We start from the raw sequence: 17,555 nt of genomic DNA on the forward strand, positions 1-17,555 counted from the left end.
CGATTTCAGGAACACATCATGTCCACATTGAACCAAGCCCATTGTGAAGCCTGCCAGGCCGGCGCCCCGCAAGTCAGCGACGAAGAACTGCCGGTGCTGATCAAGCAGATCCCCGACTGGAACATCGAAGTTCGCGACAGCATCATGCAGCTCGAGAAAGTGTTCCTGTTCAAGAACTTCAAGCACGCGCTGGCGTTCACCAATGCCATCGGTGAAATCTCCGAGGCTGAAGGTCATCACCCGGGCCTGCTGACCGAGTGGGGCAAAGTCACCGTGACCTGGTGGAGCCACTCCATCAAGGGTCTGCACCGCAACGATTTCATCATGGCCGCACGCACCGACGACGTAGCCAAAGATGCCGAGGGCCGCAAATAATGCACTTCGACGCCATTGGTCGAGTACCCGGTGACCCGATCCTGGGCCTGATGGAGGCCTATGCGCAGGACCACAACCCGCGCAAATTCGACCTTGGCGTGGGCGTTTATAAAGATGCCCTGGGCCTGACGCCGATTCCCCAGGCGGTGAAGCTCGCCGAGCAGCGCCTGGTGGATCGCCAGACCACCAAGACCTACATCGGCGGGCACGGCGACCCAGCGTTCGGCAAAGCCATCAATGAATTGGTGCTCGGCGCCGATTCTGCATTGATTGCCGAACAACGGGCCGGCGCCACCCAGACACCCGGCGGCACCGGCGCGCTGCGCCTAAGCGCCGACTTCGTCGCCCAATGCCTGCCGGGCCGTGGCGTGTGGTTGAGCAACCCGACCTGGCCGATTCACGAAACCATTTTCGCCGCCGCCGGGGTCAAGGTTAATCACTACCCATACGTCGGCGCCGACAACCGGCTCGACGTCGAAGCGATGCTGGCAGCACTCAGTCATGCGCCAGAGGGCGATGTGGTGTTGCTGCACGCCTGCTGCCACAACCCGACCGGTTTCGACCTGGCCCATGACGATTGGCGTCGCGTGCTGGACGTGGTGCGCAGTCGTCATCTGGTACCCCTGATCGACTTTGCTTATCAGGGTTTCGGTGATGGCCTGGAGCAGGACGCCTGGTCGACCCGGCTGTTCGCCGCTGAGTTGCCGGAAGTGCTGATCACCAGTTCCTGCTCGAAGAACTTTGGTCTGTACCGCGATCGCACCGGCGCGCTGATTGTCTGCGCGAAGACGCCGGAAAAACTGGTGGATATCCGCAGCCAACTGGCCAACATCGCCCGTAACCTGTGGTCGACGCCGCCGGATCATGGCGCGGCGGTGGTAGCGACGATTCTGGGTGACCCGGAACTGAAAAACCTCTGGGCCGACGAAGTCGAAGCCATGCGTTTGCGCATCGCGCAACTGCGCAGCGGTCTGGTCGAAGCGCTGGAGCCTCACGGTCTGCGCGAGCGTTTTGCGCATATCGGCGTACAGCGCGGGATGTTCTCCTACACCGGGTTGACGCCTGATCAGGTTAAGCAGCTGCGTGATCATCACAGCGTTTACATGGTCGGTACCGGCCGGGCGAACGTCGCGGGGATCGACGCCACGCGCCTCGACCTGCTGGCCGAAGCCATCGCTGAAGTCTGCAAATAACTCCCCCCTGTAGCACCTGCGGCCATTGGTCGCAGAATTCCCAGATAAAAGTCTATTTGTCATTTCTCCTGCTGTATCCTGCCCAGGCTTTGTAAAAGCGCGGATCTACCAGATCTATCAACAGACTTTGCGAGGAGCGCGAACATGCACGAGATCCCTAATCTCCCCTTCCCAAGCCTGCACGAAACTGAGCAGACACCCCCGCAACAAGCCGGCGCCCAACAGCCCGAGCCGAAAGAAGCCACTGACAGTCGCAAGGCTGACAGCGAAGACTGAAACACCCGCAATGCCAGACCGTGTGGAAAGCGCTACCATGCGCTTTCCACACCGCCTGAACCTGAGCCTTCCACCATGTCCGACTCTTTCAATGAAGACGAGCAGGCGAGCGTCCTGATCGGCACCGCCGAAAAAATGATCGATATCTGGAATCGCCTCTCGCCCGAGAAACAAGCAGCCCTGCTCGCCCGATTCGGCACCGAAGAAAACGCATTAGCCGCCCTGGTCACGACACAACTGGTCGCCCCCGTCAAACCCTGAATCCCCCCCGCCCGGCAGTTAGTGTGACTTTTCCACGCCCCGCGTCCGCTCGCACCGCTATCATAAGCAGCCTATCTACCCCGCTTTCCCGTGGACCTTTACCCATGTCTGAAAACCAGCGCCCCCTGGCGGTTACGCTGCAAGTTGTTTCCATCGTCCTCTTCACCTTCATCGGTTATCTGAATATCGGCATTCCCCTGGCCGTGCTGCCGGGCTACGTGCACAGCGAACTGGGTTTTGGCGCGGTGATCGCAGGACTGGTGATCAGCGTGCAATATCTGGCCACCCTGCTCAGCCGCCCGTACGCCGGGAAAATCATCGACAACAAAGGCAGCAAACTGGCGGTGATGTATGGCCTGGCTGGCTGTGGTTTGAGCGGCGTGTTCATGCTGATTTCGGCCTGGACCCAGAGCTTGCCGATGTTGAGCCTGATCAGCCTGTTGATCGGCCGGCTGGTGCTCGGCAGCGCGGAAAGCCTGGTGGGCTCGGGTTCGATCGGCTGGGGCATCGGCCGGGTCGGCGCGGCCAATACCGCCAAAGTCATCTCGTGGAACGGCATCGCCAGTTATGGCGCGCTGGCGGTCGGTGCACCATTGGGCGTGTTGCTGGTCAGTCATTTCGGATTGTGGAGCATGGGCGTCAGCATCGTGCTGTTGGCGGTGTTGGGCCTGGCTCTGGCCTGGCCGAAGACCGCCGCACCGATTGTGGTCGGTGAACGTTTGCCGTTCATGCATGTGCTGGGCCGAGTGCTGCCTCACGGTTGCGGGCTGGCATTGGGTTCGATTGGCTTCGGCACCATCGCCACGTTCATTACCCTGTATTACGCCACGCAACACTGGGACAACGCGGTGCTGTGCCTGAGCCTGTTCGGCGCGAGCTTCATCGGCGCTCGACTGCTGTTCGGTAACCTGATCAACCGTCTCGGTGGTTTTCGCGTGGCGATCGCTTGCCTGTCGGTGGAAACCCTGGGGCTGTTGATGCTGTGGCTCGCGCCGGATGCTCACTGGGCATTAGCGGGTGCAGCCTTGAGCGGATTCGGATTCTCGCTGGTGTTCCCGGCGCTGGGCGTGGAAGCAGTCAACCTCGTGCCCGCCTCCAGCCGTGGCGCGGCGGTCGGGGCTTATTCGCTGTTCATCGATTTGTCGCTGGGGATCACCGGACCGGTGGCGGGTGCGATCGCGGCGGGTTTTGGTTTTGCTTCGATCTTTCTGTTCGCAGCCCTCGCCGCGCTGAGTGGCGTGGCACTGAGCGTTTATCTGTACCGGCAAGCGCCCAGGCACCTTGATGAAAAGTACCGAGAAGAGAGGGAAGCCCGCTAGAAATCGACCTTGCCCCGACCGGCCTTGATGCTGCCGCGCTTGGTCTTGGACTCGAGCCGGCGCGTCTTCGAGCCGAGGGTGGGCTTGGTCGGACGACGTTTCTTTTCGACCTTGGTGGCGCTGAGGATCAACTCGGTCAGCCGCTCCAGCGCATCAGCGCGATTGGCCTCCTGCGTGCGGTATTGCTGGGCCTTGATAATCAACACCCCTTCGCTGGTGATGCGACTGTCGCGCAGCGCAAGCAACCGTTCCTTGTAAAACTCCGGCAAGGACGACGCGGGAATGTCGAATCGCAGGTGCATGGCGCTGGAGACCTTGTTGACGTTCTGCCCACCGGCGCCCTGGGCGCGAATGGCCGTCAATTCGATCTCGGCATCCGGCAGATGCACGTTGTTGGAAATCACCAGCATGGAAAAGCGTCCGCGGTCGGGGGCGCTCAGGATAGCGTGAATGTCGGTGGGGCAGCAGGTGAATGGACCGCTCCCAGCAAGATCAGTAGCCCTCGTCAGACTTATGCATGGCCACGTAGCCTCGGAAGGTAAAAGCGCAAACCAAAAAACACCAGGGTCACGTACGTTATCAAATAGGCAATGTTCAAACTGCGCCCTGCCAGCGGCACGACTTCGGTTATGCACCTGAATATTGCACCGGTCGGCAAACCACAGGTGCCTAGGAGCAGGCAAGTGACGGAAAGATAGTAGCGCATGTTTTCGAGCACGTTAAATTTCCACAGCGTTTTTTACCCACAAGTAAGATGCACATCGCCCACCAACTATTGCTACCAACGGCTAATTTAGTTTTTTGATACTCATGGACGACAGAGAGCACGTTAAACAATACACTTTAGACTAATTAATGACACCCCCCCGCTGAGCCTTGCGCCTGCCCGAAACATGTTTTACCATTTGATGACCGAGCCAAGTAAAAGCAAATACTTGAGAAAACAACCATCATGACACTGGAAAATATTCGTTATTATTTAGCCGTAACCCTCTTAGTAATGGGCTCCTCCGGACTACCAGCGGCAATCATTATTTTTTGTATAACTGAATTCATTCCACTGGAGGGGAAACCGTTTTACGTAATGCTCCTGGCTACCTACGCAACCATCGTTTTTTTTGGCTTGTGCTTCTACATCCCGAGACTTCGGGGACTAACCTGATAAACCACCCACTACTCATTGCCTTCGAGATTCTTCTAGACGCATTGAATCCAAAGTAAAAAAATCAACCAAGGCTTCCAGCACTAGAGATAACTTTCCCGCCTGTCGATAAGCTTTTTCTCGAGTAACAGGATCATACCTAAATAGCTCAAATGACCCAGGCTTTTGAACGTTTCTGACCAATCCATACCCTGAGATCAACAAATCTATTGAGTAATAATACATATTACCTCGATACTCATCTCTTAGTAGAGTCTGGTAAATATGACGCACCGGCCCAACGGTCGCTTGCGCATTAGGACCACTATAAAAATTACCCAATCCTTCATAGATATTATTTGTACCGTGGGCGATCAAAAAAGTGCCGGGTACGGCAGCTAAGCCTCCTGACATTGCAGTAACCGCAACACCCGCCCTAACCTGCATCACCCCGGCCGCTACACTAATACCATTCTGCACGTAAAATCGCGCCTTCGATGATAACTCTGCGTATTCCCCCTGAATCGCCTGAACCCCATCCCACGCGCTAATCAACCCCGCTTCAACTGCTTGAACAACCTCATTCGCGTACGCCGCAACAATCGTACTAAACCGCATCCGTGCGAACCCGTCCGACAGATGAGTCATGCCAATATTACATCCCGTCGCCACAAGATCAGAGGCAGCCCTTGTCACATCATGAATATCGCATGGCGGCTCATTCATCCTCATTGCGCCAAGTGCTATAGGCGCTCGTGGCTCCGGGAACATGCGCCCAAGCGATGTCGCGATACCGAATGGACACCAGTTCTTGCGGCTCGGCGTCGTTCATATGAATAGCATGAGGAACTTGCTGGCTGATGTGCGCGATACGCGCGCCCGTGAGGTGAATTGAATAGTATCGCTCTCGCCCGCCTGCGGAGGCAGTGCGAAAGAAATTGATAATGCACTCTACCTCCTCACGTTCATGAAGCGCGCTCGCTAATAAAGGAGATGATTTATCGATCGCCTTGGTGATCATGACCGGCCTGTGTGTGCCGTGTCCGTCTGCAATGTTTCCGCCATTGCCCGTCCGCATATCGTGGGAATAGGCCAGCACCATGATTTCGTTTTCGTGGCCGGACTGGCATTTATTGCCAATCGAACTCTGGCCGGAACAGCCGGCTGAAATCCTGCCTTGTCGTTTTCCGGTGACGGTCATGTAACTGTGGCTAGCCATGGGATATGCGCTCTTGGAATCGAAGCATTACGCTAAAGCAAATATAATAAGGCCGGTTGTAGGGCGTTTCTGAAATGAGCCTCTTGAACCCGACTACCTGCATTTTCAGAGTTCGCTGTAGTAAAAATTACAGCCCAAGTAAGAATGGAACTTCGACCAATTCTTCAAACAAGCCACTCACAAACAACAAACCCGGCACATGGCCGGGTCTGGAGGTGTGTCACTGCCAACTATTTAACGACTGAACCGCTTATCTCCACTCCATCACGCCGCTTGTTCTTGATCCCGTAACACACCCACATAAACGCAACCCACACCGGAATCGCATACACCGAAACCTGGATCCCCGGGATCAGCAACATCACGCCAAGGATAAACACCACGAACGCCAGGCAGATGTAGTTTCCGTACGGATACCACAGCGCCTTGAACAGCGGCGTCTGCCGGGCCTTGTCCATGTGCTGACGGAACTTGAAGTGCGAGAAGCTGATCATCGCCCAGTTGATCACCAACGTGGCCACCACCAGCGACATCAACAGTTCCAGGGCGTTTTGCGGGATCAGGTAATTCAGCAAAACAGCGATCAACGTCACCGCCGCCGACGCCAGGATCGAGCGCACCGGCACGCCGCGCTTGTCGATCTTGGCCAAGGCTTTCGGCGCATCGCCTTGTTCAGCCATGCCCAGCAACATGCGGCTGTTGCAATAGGTGCCGCTGTTGTAGACCGACAGCGCCGCGGTAAGGACCACGAAATTGAGAATGTGCGCCGCGGTGCTGCTGCCGAGCATCGAGAACACCTGCACGAACGGGCTGCCGCTGTAGGAATCGCCGGAGGCGTTCAGCGTCGACAGCAGGCTGTCCCAGGGTGTCAGCGACAGCAGGATGACCAACGCGCCGATGTAGAAAATCAGGATGCGGTAGATCACCTGATTGATCGCTTTCGGAATCACGGTTCTCGGTTGGTCGGCTTCAGCGGCGGTGAAGCCGAGCATTTCCAGGCCACCGAAGCTGAACATTATGATCGCCATGGCCATCACCAGACCGCTGATACCGTTCGGGAAGAAACCACCGTGGGACCACAGGTTGGTGACCGACGCTTGCGGGCCGCCATTGCCGCTGACCAGCAAATAGCTGCCGAGGGCAATCATGCCGACGATTGCCACCACCTTGATGATCGCGAACCAGAACTCAGCCTCACCGAAGACTTTGACGTTGGCCAGGTTGATCAGGTTGATCAGCACGAAGAAAACGGCGGCGGAGACCCAGACCGGGATGTCCGGCGCCCAGTAGTGGATGTACTTGCCGACCGCGGTCAGCTCCGACATGCCCACCAGGATGTACAGGATCCAGCAGTTCCAGCCCGACAGGAAACCGGCAAAACCGCCCCAGTATTTATGCGCGAAGTGGCTGAAGGAGCCGGCCACCGGCTCTTCGACGATCATTTCGCCGAGCTGGCGCATGATCATGAAGGCGATGAAACCGCACAGGGCGTAGCCGAGGATCATCGACGGGCCAGCGGATTTGAGGACACCGGCCGAGCCAAGAAACAAGCCGGTACCAATCGCGCCACCGAGGGCGATCAGTTGAATATGTCGATTTTTCAGGCCGCGTTTCAGCTCGCCTGATTGCGAGGTTTGTCCACTCATGAAAAAAGTCCCACGTTCGGCGTATTTGCAACGGTCATGCGTCACCTGTTTATTTTTATCTGTGACGAAATCGAACCCGACACGCTCGTGACGTGGCGGAGTGAACAAGGCGGGTAGCCTTGAGGATTGCGCAGCTGCGCAGGAGGTCACAGGTAAAACGCGGCGCATTGTACACCGCTAACCTCCTGCTGCCAGACACCGCTGGATCAGCGTGTCAGTGGCCGGGGTTGCAGTGTTCCCACTGACGCCTTCGTCGGAACACTCAAAAGCAAAAGCCGCGCAAAAAAAAACGCCAACCCGAAGGTTGGCGTTTTTCATGTGCCGCTTACTGATTACTCAGGCTTGCGACGACCGAAGCCCGGACGCTGGCCCGAACCGGCTGGCGCACCGCGACGTTTGCCCGATGGCTTGTCGCCGTCGATCAGTTTGATCCCCGGGCGTTTCGGCGCTGGCTTGCCCGGGCGCTTGGTGTCCGAAGGACGGTCCGCCACCGGTGTACCGCGACCCGATTCTCCACGACCGGCAGGAGCACCCCGATCACTGCGACCGCCGCTTGGCGCACCGCGGCCTTCGCCACGTTCGGTGCGACCGTTGGCCGGACGCGGCGTACGTGGACCGCGCTCGCCATCAGCACGTGGCGCGGCTGGCTTGCGCGACGGACGCTCGCCTTCCAGGTGCGGCTCACGGGCAGGACGCGGGCCGGCAGCCGGAGCGCCAGTCGCTGGGCGCAAGGTACGCACGCGCTCGGTCTTGCCGACCGGACGCGACGATTTACGCTGCATACGCTCGAGCTTGTCTTTGCTCTTGGCGTTCATCTGCGGCATGGCCACCGGAGTCAGGCCGACTTCAGCACTCAGAATGTCGACTTCGTACTGACTCATTTCGCGCCAGCGACCCATCGGCAGGTCGGAATTGAGGAACACCGGGCCGAAACGCACGCGCTTCAGACGGCTGACCACCAGGCCCTGGGATTCCCACAGACGACGAACCTCACGGTTACGGCCTTCCATCACCACGCAGTGGTACCAGTGGTTGAAGCCTTCACCGCCGGGCGCTTGCTTGATGTCGGTAAACTTGGCCGGACCGTCTTCGAGGACGACGCCGGCTTTCAGGCGCTCGATCATCTCGTCATCGACTTCGCCACGCACACGCACCGCGTATTCACGGTCCATTTCGTAAGAAGGGTGCATCAGGCGGTTGGCCAGTTCACCGTCGGTGGTGAACATCAGCAAGCCGGTGGTGTTGATGTCCAGACGACCGATGTTGATCCAGCGACCTTCTTTCGGGCGCGGCATCTTGTCGAATACGGTCGGACGGCCTTCAGGGTCGTCACGGGTGCAGATTTCACCGTCGGGCTTGTTGTACATGATCACGCGGCGTACCGACTCGGCGGCTTCCTCGCGCTTGATCACCTTGCCATCGATAGTGATGGCGTCATGCAGGTCGACGCGCAGGCCAAGGGTGGCGTCTTTGCCATTGACCTTGATGCGGCCGTGGCTGATCCAGCCTTCCACGTCACGGCGCGAGCCGACGCCGATACGGGCGAGGACTTTCTGCAGTTTTTCGCCTGCTGGGCCGATTTCCTGGTCGTCTTTCTGGTCGTTGATACTCATCTGGGCACCTCCCGGTGTGGTCTGTTCAGGCTGCCCTGAATTGAGCATTCTGAAGCGATGTAAAACTGGGTCCCAAGCGAAGGGATCGCTGGGGGTCGCGAATCATACGCTCATGAGAGCGTTCGCGCATCAGAGACTAGCTGAAGGCGCCCAGGTTATTTGTTTTTCCGCCGACCGGTGATGCCCCTTGTAGGAGCCGGCTTGCCGGCAAGAGATGTGTGTCAGTCGTCGAACTCGCGGCGTTCGGCTTCGATGGCTTCGGCGAGAGCCCGGGCTTCGGCTTCGTCGTCGGTCAGTTCGGTTTCGTGCTGTTCGAGGGCGGCGACGGCGGCCAGGAGTTTTATCCGCGCTTCAGCGACGCCGAGCACGTCATCTTCCAGCTCTTCCTCCAGCGCCTCTTCGATTGTGGTTTCAGGCTCCACCTGAACTTCAGTCGCAATCAGCGGATCGCCTACTTCGCCATCGCGCAAAATGTCATCAAAATCGGTCTTGAGCCCCTCTTCCATGTCATCCAGTTCCAGCAAAAGCGTGTGAAAGCTGGTTTCTTCCTTCGGTTCTTCCGGCTCGGCGCTGGCATCCGCCAGTTCCTGCAACCCTGCTGGCACCGGGACGTCGTCGAAGTCGAGCACCGGATCGGCTTCCATTTCCCGCAGCTCAGCCAGTGGCGGCAGGTCGTCCAGATTTTTAAGGTTGAAGTGATCGAGAAATGCCTTGGTAGTGGCAAACATCGCCGGTTTGCCGGGAACATCGCGATACCCGACGATGCGAATCCACTCGCGCTCCAGCAGGGTCTTAACGATGTTGCTGTTGACCGCAACACCGCGCACGTCTTCGATTTCGCCACGGGTAATCGGCTGGCGATAGGCGATCAGCGCCATGGTTTCGAGCATGGCCCGCGAATAGCGTTGTGGCCGCTCTTCCCACAAGCGCCCGACCCACGGCGAGAACTTTTCGCGGATCTGCAGACGATAGCCGGAGGCGACCTCCTTGAGCTCGAAGGCGCGGCCGTCGCACGACTTGGCGAGAAGCGTCAGGGCTTTCTTGAACACCGGCGGCTCCGGCCGCTCGCCCTCTTCGAACAGTTCGAAGAGGCGTTCAAGCGATTGCGGTTTTCCCGAGGCCAACAGAAAGGCTTCAAGCAGTGGCGCCAGCTCGCGGGGTTCAGTCAGGTTCATGATTCAACTCGTTATTCGGCTCGGGCTCGCACGTGGATCGCCGCGAACGGCTCATTCTGCACCAGCTCGACCAAAGATTCCTTGACCAGTTCAAGGATCGCCATAAAGGTCACTACCACTCCCAGGCGCCCTTCTTCAGCGGTGAACAGCTCGACAAAAGGTACAAAACCGCCGCCCTTGAGCCGTTCCAGCACATCGCTCATGCGTTCGCGCGTGGACAGCGCCTCGCGGCTGACCTGGTGACTTTCGAACATGTCGCCACGGCGCAGGACCTCGGCCATGGACATCAGCAGTTCTTCCAGGCTCACGTCCGGCAACAGCTTGCGTGCCCGGGCTTCCGGGGCATCCAGCTTGGGCACCACCACGTCACGACCGACGCGACTCAGGCCATCGATGCCTTCCGCCGCAGCCTTGAAGCGCTCGTATTCCTGCAGGCGGCGGATCAGCTCGGCGCGCGGGTCGTCTTCTTCGTCTTCAATGGTTTCGGCGCGAGGCAGCAGCATCCGCGACTTGATCTCGGCCAGCATGGCGGCCATCACCAGGTACTCGGCGGCCAGTTCCAGGCGGACCGACTGCATCAACTCGACGTAGCCCATGTACTGGCGGGTGATTTCCGCCACCGGGATGTCGAGGATGTTGATGTTTTGTTTGCGGATCAAATACAGCAACAGGTCGAGAGGTCCTTCGAACGCCTCAAGGAAAACTTCCAGCGCATCCGGCGGGATGTACAGGTCCAGCGGCATTTCCAGCACTGCCTGGCCATAGACCATGGCGAAAGGCAGCTCTTGCTGGGCGCCGGCCTGACCGTCGACCTGACTGCCCACCTGACTGTCGAGAATGGGTTCTACTGCAGACATCTACGCCTCGGCCATGAACGGCGCAGGGTCGCCGCAACCGACGCGAATCACTTCCGGCTCGCCGTCGGCGAGGTTGATCACCGTGGACGCCTTGATCCCGCCGAAACCGCCGTCGATGATCAGGTCAACCTGATGCTCGAGCAACTGGCGCATTTCGTAGGGATCGCTCATCGGGTCGGTGTCGCCAGGCATGATCAGCGTCACGCTCATCAGCGGCTCGCCGAGTTCTTCCAGCAGCGCCAGCGCGATGGGATGACTCGGCACCCGCAGGCCGATGGTACGTTTTTTCGGGTGCAACAACAGCCGTGGGACTTCGCGGGTGGCATTGAGAATGAAAGTGTAAGGCCCCGGCAAGTGCGCCTTGAGCAGGCGGAAGGTGCCGGTATCGATCTTGGCGAACAGGCCGAGCTGCGACAGGTCACTGCAGATCAGCGCGAAATTGTGCTTATCGTCCAGGCCGCGCAGTCGGCGTACGCGTTCCACGGCAACCTTGTCGCCGATCTGGCAACCAATCGCGTAGGAAGAGTCTGTGGGATAAATCACCACCCCGCCTTTGCGGATGATCTCGACAGCCTGTTTGATCAGGCGCGCCTGCGGGTTTTCCGGATGAATCTGGAAAAATTGACTCACATTCTCTACCTGTTCAGACGGCGGCAATAATTGGGTCATGTTTGAATCGACACCACAGTGGTGGCAGATCCTCCGGGAGCGGGCGGTATTCACCGATCTCGGACCAGCCTCCAGGGCCATGAAAATCACTGCCGGCACTGACCAGCAGACCGAATTCGCGGGCAAGAATCGCCAGGCTGCCCACTTGCTCGGCGGGCTGATGGCCATTGACCACTTCAATAGCGTGGCCCCCAGCTTGAATATAGTCAGAAATCAGGCGGCGACGCTTGCTGCGCGTGAAATCGTAGTGCCAGGGATGCGCCAGGCTGACCCAGGCTTTCGCCGCACGCAGGGTTTCAACGGTGTTTTCCAGGGTTGGCCAGTGTTGCTTGACGTCGCCCAGCTTGCCGGCGCCCAGCCATTTTCGGAACGCTTCAGCGCGATCCTTGACGAAGCCTTCACGCACCATCCAGTCGGCGAAATGCGGACGGGCCGGTGCGTTGCTGCTGTCGCCGAGTTCCTGCTGGATCGTCCGGGCGCCTTCCAGCGCGTTCGGCATGCCTTTCAATGCGAGCTTGCGGCTTATTTCTTCGGACCGTAGCCAGCGGCCATCGTGCAATCGAGCGATTGCTTCGACCAACGGCGGCGCGTTCACATCAAATCCGTAACCCAGCACATGAATGGTCGCGCCACCCCAAGTGCAGGACAATTCGACGCCGTTGACCAGTTGCATCCCCAGCGCAGTCGCCGCGCTGCGCGCCTCGTCGAGGCCTTCGAGGGTGTCGTGATCGGTCAAGGCCAGGACTCGCACGCCTTTCTCGTGCGCACGCGCCACCAGGACAGCAGGCGCAAGAGCGCCATCGGAGGCAGTGCTGTGGCAGTGCAAATCGACATTCACGGGGATGTGTAACCTCAAATCAGCTGGCGCTATCGCGCGCCCATATGTTTGTTATTATGCCGCCACATCCTGCTTCTGGCTGCCACTGTGAAACAATTCATCGATTTCATCCCGCTCCTGCTGTTTTTCATCGTGTTCAAGATCGACCCACGGGTCGTCGACATCGGCGGTCATCAACTGACTGTAGGCGGAATCTACAGCGCCACCGCGACGCTGATCATCAGCTCGCTGGTGGTCTACGGCACGCTTTTCATCAAGCAGCGCAAGCTGGAGAAGAGCCAGTGGCTAACCCTCATCGCCTGCCTGGTCTTCGGCAGCCTGACCCTGGCGTTCCACAGCGAAACGTTCCTGAAATGGAAAGCCCCGGTGGTCAACTGGCTGTTTGCCCTGGCATTCATCGGCAGCCACTTCATCGGTGAGCAACTGTTGATCAAGCGCATCATGGGCCATGCACTGACCCTGCCGGACGCCGTCTGGACGCGCTTGAACATTGCCTGGATCGCCTTCTTCCTGTTCTGCGGCGCCGCCAACCTGTTCGTTGCGTTCACGTTTCAGGACTACTGGGTCGACTTCAAAGTCTTCGGCAGCCTGGGCATGACCTTGCTGTTCCTGGTTGCCCAGGGCATTTATCTGTCACGCCACCTGCACGATACCGATACCACCACGCCAAAAACCGAGGACTGACATGCTTTACGCAATCATTGCCACCGACGTTGCCAACTCCCTGGAAGCCCGCCTGGCCGCTCGGCCTGCACACCTTGAGCGCTTGCAAATACTCAAGGGCGAAGGTCGTATCGTGTTGGCCGGACCGCACCCGGCGGTCGACAGCAATGATCCGGGCGCTGCGGGTTTCACCGGCAGCCTGATCGTCGCCGAATTCAATTCCCTGAGCGCCGCACAGGCCTGGGCCGACGCCGACCCGTATATCGCCGCAGGCGTCTACGCCAGCGTTTCAGTCAAGCCGTTCAAACAAGTCCTGCCGTAAACGTCCCCCGTGCGATGAACCTTCTCGGTTCATCGCGCTCTCAATCGCTCATTATTCTCGTTTGCCTGCCGACAACCTGCCCAATAATCGATTGGAATCAGGAGCTCCGATGCGCAAAGGTCCGTTGTGTCTGATGTTGTTCACGTTGTCGATCGTGGGGCCCGCCCACGGTGAAGAAAGCGCTACGCCGCTGTCCTTGAGTGCCGGCGGCCAGATCACCGAGTTGCAGCAGCGCCTGAAGGCCAGCGAGCAGCAACGGGAAGAATTGAACAAACAACTGCAAAGTGCCGATGCCGAACGCGAGAGCGCACAGCTGAGCCGGTTGCGCCAGGAGAATCAGCGCCTGAAGCTGCAACTCAAGGACGCACAGTCGAGCAGTCCGCTGCCGCGCTTCCTCACCGATCAGCAGCAATGGTTCGTGATCGGCGCCGGAGTAGCGCTATTGGCCCTGCTCTGCGGTATCTTCGCCAGTGGTGCAAGTCGAAAACGTCGACAATGGCTAAATTGAGTGAGTCATGAGCGAGCTGTTATTAATTGATGATGATCAGGAGCTGTGTGAGCTGCTGGTCAGTTGGCTGAGCCAGGAAGGCTTCCAGGTTCGTGCCTGCCACGACGGCCAGAGCGCCCGCCGTGCTTTAGCCGAAACCTCCCCCGCCGCCGTGGTGCTGGACGTGATGCTGCCGGACGGCAGCGGTTTGGAACTGCTCAAGCAATTGCGCAGCGATCACCCGGATTTGCCGGTGCTGATGCTTTCGGCACGCGGTGAACCGCTGGACCGCATTCTCGGTCTGGAACTGGGCGCCGACGATTACCTGGCCAAACCGTGCGATCCCCGGGAACTCACCGCCCGCCTGCGCGCGGTATTGCGCCGCAGTCATCCTGCGGCGGTGTCCAGTCAGCTCGAACTGGGTGACCTGTGTTTCAGCCCGGTGCGCGGCGTGGTCAGCATCGATGAACAGGAATTCACCCTCACCGTGTCCGAAAGCCGTTTGCTCGAAGCCTTGCTCAAGCAACCGGGCGAACCGCTGGACAAGCAGGAACTGGCGCAGATCGCCCTCGGCCGCAAGCTGACCCTGTATGACCGCAGCCTCGACATGCATGTCAGCAACCTGCGCAAGAAAATCGGCCCACACCCCGACGGCCGCCCGCGCATCGTCGCCCTGCGCAGCCGCGGTTATTACTACAGCCTGTAGGAGCGTGGTGATTGTAAGGTCGACAGGAAATCGACTTTACCCAAGCTTTACGCTCCGCTGACCGCCGCTGACCTTGATCTCCGTAATCTGAACTCATCCGGAACGTACCGGGAACGAGACAAGGAGATTCACCATGCGCAAGACTCTTATCGCTCTGATGTTCGCTGCCGCCCTGCCGACTGTTGCCATGGCTATGCCTGAAGGTGCCGGGCTGATGAGTGGGGTGACGGGTGGCCCGATGGACGGTTCGCGCCACGGCGGTCAGATGCAAGGCATGCACGGTAAAGGCCCCTACAGCCAACTGGACCTGAGCCGCGAACAACGCGAGCAGATCCGCAAGGTCATGGGCGAGCAGATGCATGAGCGTAAGCAAGTGGTCGAGAAGTACCTGGAAAAACTCTCGCCGGCCGACCAGAAAGCCATGAAAGATGAGATGGCTGCCAACCACAACAAAGCCGAGGCCGACGTGCGTGCCGTGCTGAAACCGGATCAACAGAAGAAATTTGACGAGATCCAGAAAAAACAGGCTGAGCGTCGTGCGGAATGGGCCGAGTTCAAGGCCTGGAAAGCGCAGCAACCGCAAAAAGCGCAATAATGCGCTGACCCCGGACCCAACGGCTGAACCCCGTTGGGTCGGACACCCCCGATTCACTGTAGAGCGAGCCTGCTCGCGAAAAACGTCAATGGTAAGGCGAGGCATCAGGCGCCCCGCGTCGTCTATGCGTTTTTCGCGAGCAGGCTCGCTCATACAGGGGATTTGTGTTTCTTGAGGATTTTCTGTGCGCTCATTGTTCTGGCGTATCCTGGCCAGCTTCTGGCTGGCCATCGCTTTGGTTGCAGGGCTGTCCATTTTGCTTGGGCACATGCTCAACCAGGACGCATGGATTCTCAGTCGCCACCCGGGCCTCAACACGCTGGCCGAAGAATGGACGCAAACTTACGAAGCCCAGGGCGAAGAAGCCGCCCAGGACATCCTCGAACAACGTAAACGCCAATATCACATTGACGTTCAAGTGCTCAACGAGAGCGGCGACCCAGTCGTGCGCGGCACTTTCCCGCGCCGTGCGGCAGCCTTCGAAGCGCGGCAGAACAACGATGATCGTCGTCTCCCATGGCGTCGCCTGACCGCTGAATACACCAGCGAAAAAACCGGCGACACCTACCTGCTGATTTACCGCATTCCACATCCCGAACTGGATTCATGGCACCGCGAAAGCCTGCTCTGGCCGCTGAGTGCGCTGGGTATCGCACTGGTAGTGCTGACGCTGTTCAGCCTGTTCGTGACCCTGTCGATCACCCGGCCACTGAACCGTTTGCGCGGTGCGGTGCATGACCTGGGGCAGACCACCTATCAACAAAACAGCCTGGTGAAACTGGCCAACCGTCGCGACGAATTCGGCGTATTGGCCAATGACTTCAACCGCATGGGCGCGCGCCTGCAAAGTCTGATCGGCAGTCAACGGCAATTGCTGCGCGATGTGTCCCACGAATTGCGTTCACCCCTTGCACGCTTGCGCATTGCCCTGGCCCTGGCTGAAAGATCCAGCCCCGAGGAACGGGAAAAATACTGGCCGCGCCTGACCCGCGAGTGTGACCGACTCGAAGCGCTGATCAGTGAAATCCTCGTGCTGGCGCGGGTCGATGCAGACAACGCCAGCGCTGAGGAGGTTGATCTGAATGCGCTGCTCAATACGTTGCAAAAAGATGCACAACTGGGTTCCCCTGAGCAGTCCGTTGACCTCGACGCCGAACCTGAGCTCAGTCTCAAAGGCTGGCCGACGATGATCGAGCGCGCCGTGGACAACCTGCTGCGCAATGCCCAGCGGTTTAACCCGGTGGGGCAGTCGATTGAACTGCAGGCCGTGCGCCAGGGTGAGCGAATAGTGGTCAGTGTGCGTGACCACGGGCCCGGCGTGGACAGCGGGCATCTGAACCAATTGGGTGAACCGTTCTATCGGGCACCGGGGCAGACGGCGCCGGGACATGGCTTGGGATTGGCCATTGCACGGCGTGCGGCGGAGCGGCATGGCGGGAGTCTGGTGTTGGCGAATCATCCGCAGGGCGGGTTTATCGCGAGCCTGGATTTACCGTTGGTGCCGGGAGCGGTGGTTCAACCGTGACGATCGGTCCTGCGCTCTGCGTGGGAACGATCATTATGCGGTTGGCCAGGCGCTGACAAATTCGGCAAGGTCGGCTTTCTCGGCGATACGCGGTTCCTTCTGCGGCGTGCCCAGATAAAGAAACGCAATCACCTCCTCCCCTTCCGCCAAGCCCAACCCTTTGGCCACATGCGTCGAATAGGCCAGCTCACCGGTACGCCATACCGCGCCAATCCCTTGCGCATAGGCCGCCAGCAAAATCCCGTGAGCAGCGCAGCCTGCCGCGAGCAGTTGCTCAGACTTCGGGTACTTGACGTGATCCTGCAACCGCGCGATCACTACCACCACCAGCGGTGCGCGCAGCGGGCCGTTGCGCGCCTTGTCCAGCGCGGCTTCCGGCACGTCGCTGTCCTGCAGTTTCGCGGCTTCGGCCAGCAACTCGCCCATCTGCTCACGCGCCGCACCTTCGACTGTCAGAAAGCGCCAAGGCTGCAAATGGCCGTGGTCCGGCGCACGCAGCGCGGCGTTGAACAGCGCTTCGCGCTGCTCGGCGGTGGGAGCCGGGTCGATCAGTCGTGGAACGGAAACACGGTTGAGCAAAGCGTCGAGAGCCTGCATCGGCCACCTCCTGTAAAAAATGTTTGGCTATTCTAGCTGCAAGTGCCGCGGCAGTGCCGGTTTACATGCCCTGCCCCA

Annotated in this window: 21 protein-coding genes; 11 read left to right on the top strand and 10 right to left on the bottom strand. The window is 59.1% G+C overall.

All coding sequences use genetic code 11. The features are described 5' to 3' along the window. The first annotated feature begins 18 nt into the window (after positions 1 to 18). The 5 genes from ACYZT4_RS13540 to ACYZT4_RS13560 all read left to right on the top strand — a co-directional run bounded on the left by ACYZT4_RS13540 (position 19) and on the right by ACYZT4_RS13560 (position 3,424). Positions 19 to 375 (top strand): 4a-hydroxytetrahydrobiopterin dehydratase, encoded by a 357-nt coding sequence (locus ACYZT4_RS13540; protein WP_461988464.1) that lies wholly within the window; start codon positions 19 to 21, stop codon positions 373 to 375. After that, entirely contained in the window at positions 375 to 1,568 is a 1,194-nt protein-coding gene (locus ACYZT4_RS13545; protein ID WP_461988466.1) for an amino acid aminotransferase, read from the top strand. Before ACYZT4_RS13540 ends, ACYZT4_RS13545 begins: the two co-directional genes overlap by 1 nt. 144 nt (positions 1,569 to 1,712) lie before the next feature. Beyond that, on the top strand, positions 1,713 to 1,844 hold the full coding sequence (locus tag ACYZT4_RS13550) for a hypothetical protein (RefSeq protein ID WP_392886382.1): 132 nt from the start codon (positions 1,713 to 1,715) through the stop codon (positions 1,842 to 1,844). A 75-nt stretch (positions 1,845 to 1,919) separates the two neighbouring features. Next, a complete protein-coding gene (locus ACYZT4_RS13555; RefSeq protein WP_461988468.1) occupies positions 1,920 to 2,105 on the top strand; it encodes a hypothetical protein in 186 nt (61 codons plus the stop codon). A 104-nt stretch (positions 2,106 to 2,209) separates the two neighbouring features. Beyond that, entirely contained in the window at positions 2,210 to 3,424 is a 1,215-nt protein-coding gene (locus ACYZT4_RS13560; RefSeq protein ID WP_461988470.1) for an MFS transporter, read from the top strand. On the opposite strand, the gene arfB is transcribed toward ACYZT4_RS13560, so the two are convergent. The 9 genes from arfB to ACYZT4_RS13605 all read right to left on the bottom strand — a co-directional run bounded on the left by arfB (position 3,421) and on the right by ACYZT4_RS13605 (position 12,582). After that, positions 3,421 to 3,834 (bottom strand): alternative ribosome rescue aminoacyl-tRNA hydrolase ArfB, encoded by a 414-nt coding sequence (gene arfB, locus ACYZT4_RS13565; RefSeq protein WP_461988472.1) that lies wholly within the window; start codon positions 3,832 to 3,834, stop codon positions 3,421 to 3,423. The genes ACYZT4_RS13560 and arfB overlap by 4 nt on opposite strands. Before the next feature lie 767 nt (positions 3,835 to 4,601). Beyond that, positions 4,602 to 5,291 carry a DUF4225 domain-containing protein gene (locus ACYZT4_RS13570; RefSeq protein WP_461988474.1) on the bottom strand — a complete coding sequence of 230 codons (690 nt, stop codon included), beginning with the start codon at positions 5,289 to 5,291 and terminating at the stop codon, positions 4,602 to 4,604. Further along, entirely contained in the window at positions 5,284 to 5,784 is a 501-nt protein-coding gene (locus ACYZT4_RS13575) for an Hcp family type VI secretion system effector (protein ID WP_461988476.1), read from the bottom strand. The genes ACYZT4_RS13570 and ACYZT4_RS13575 overlap by 8 nt, the downstream gene beginning before the upstream one ends. A 230-nt stretch (positions 5,785 to 6,014) precedes the next feature. Beyond that, complete coding sequence (locus ACYZT4_RS13580; protein ID WP_461988478.1) at positions 6,015 to 7,430, bottom strand: amino acid permease; 1,416 nt, start codon at positions 7,428 to 7,430, stop codon at positions 6,015 to 6,017. Positions 7,431 to 7,762: 332 nt separating this feature from the next. Next, complete coding sequence (gene rluB, locus ACYZT4_RS13585; protein WP_461988480.1) at positions 7,763 to 9,043, bottom strand: 23S rRNA pseudouridine(2605) synthase RluB; 1,281 nt, start codon at positions 9,041 to 9,043, stop codon at positions 7,763 to 7,765. 221 nt (positions 9,044 to 9,264) lie between these two features. Beyond that, positions 9,265 to 10,218, bottom strand: coding sequence for an SMC-Scp complex subunit ScpB (gene scpB / locus ACYZT4_RS13590; protein WP_461988482.1), 954 nt, complete (start codon positions 10,216 to 10,218; stop codon positions 9,265 to 9,267). An 11-nt stretch (positions 10,219 to 10,229) separates the two neighbouring features. Continuing rightward, positions 10,230 to 10,928: a segregation and condensation protein A gene (locus ACYZT4_RS13595; protein ID WP_461988683.1), complete on the bottom strand. Its 699-nt coding sequence runs from the start codon at positions 10,926 to 10,928 to the stop codon at positions 10,230 to 10,232. Between the two features lie 147 nt (positions 10,929 to 11,075). After that, positions 11,076 to 11,705 carry an L-threonylcarbamoyladenylate synthase gene (locus ACYZT4_RS13600; RefSeq protein ID WP_461988484.1) on the bottom strand — a complete coding sequence of 210 codons (630 nt, stop codon included), beginning with the start codon at positions 11,703 to 11,705 and terminating at the stop codon, positions 11,076 to 11,078. Between the two features lie 13 nt (positions 11,706 to 11,718). Next, complete coding sequence (locus ACYZT4_RS13605) at positions 11,719 to 12,582, bottom strand: PHP domain-containing protein (protein ID WP_461988486.1); 864 nt, start codon at positions 12,580 to 12,582, stop codon at positions 11,719 to 11,721. Between the two features lie 87 nt (positions 12,583 to 12,669). Between ACYZT4_RS13605 and ACYZT4_RS13610 the strand changes: the two genes are divergently transcribed. From ACYZT4_RS13610 to ACYZT4_RS13635, 6 genes are all read left to right on the top strand, one after another. Beyond that, on the top strand, positions 12,670 to 13,266 hold the full coding sequence (locus tag ACYZT4_RS13610) for a septation protein A (RefSeq protein WP_461988488.1): 597 nt from the start codon (positions 12,670 to 12,672) through the stop codon (positions 13,264 to 13,266). 1 nt (position 13,267) lies between these two features. After that, positions 13,268 to 13,567 carry a YciI family protein gene (locus ACYZT4_RS13615; protein WP_461988491.1) on the top strand — a complete coding sequence of 100 codons (300 nt, stop codon included), beginning with the start codon at positions 13,268 to 13,270 and terminating at the stop codon, positions 13,565 to 13,567. 109 nt (positions 13,568 to 13,676) lie between these two features. Continuing rightward, on the top strand, positions 13,677 to 14,075 hold the full coding sequence (locus ACYZT4_RS13620) for a translation initiation factor 2 (protein ID WP_461980354.1): 399 nt from the start codon (positions 13,677 to 13,679) through the stop codon (positions 14,073 to 14,075). A gap of 7 nt (positions 14,076 to 14,082) precedes the next feature. Next, on the top strand, positions 14,083 to 14,760 hold the full coding sequence (locus ACYZT4_RS13625) for a response regulator transcription factor (protein ID WP_150637657.1): 678 nt from the start codon (positions 14,083 to 14,085) through the stop codon (positions 14,758 to 14,760). Positions 14,761 to 14,893: 133 nt separating this feature from the next. After that, a complete protein-coding gene (locus ACYZT4_RS13630; RefSeq protein ID WP_461980356.1) occupies positions 14,894 to 15,355 on the top strand; it encodes an LTXXQ domain protein in 462 nt (153 codons plus the stop codon). Positions 15,356 to 15,539: 184 nt separating this feature from the next. Then, on the top strand, positions 15,540 to 16,880 hold the full coding sequence (locus ACYZT4_RS13635; protein WP_461980358.1) for a sensor histidine kinase: 1,341 nt from the start codon (positions 15,540 to 15,542) through the stop codon (positions 16,878 to 16,880). A 33-nt stretch (positions 16,881 to 16,913) separates the two neighbouring features. Here ACYZT4_RS13635 and ACYZT4_RS13640 read toward each other — a convergent pair whose 3' ends face one another. Then, positions 16,914 to 17,477: an NAD(P)H nitroreductase gene (locus ACYZT4_RS13640; RefSeq protein WP_461980360.1), complete on the bottom strand. Its 564-nt coding sequence runs from the start codon at positions 17,475 to 17,477 to the stop codon at positions 16,914 to 16,916. Positions 17,478 to 17,555 lie beyond the last annotated feature (78 nt).

The organism is Pseudomonas sp. GB2N2 (assembly GCF_054897705.1).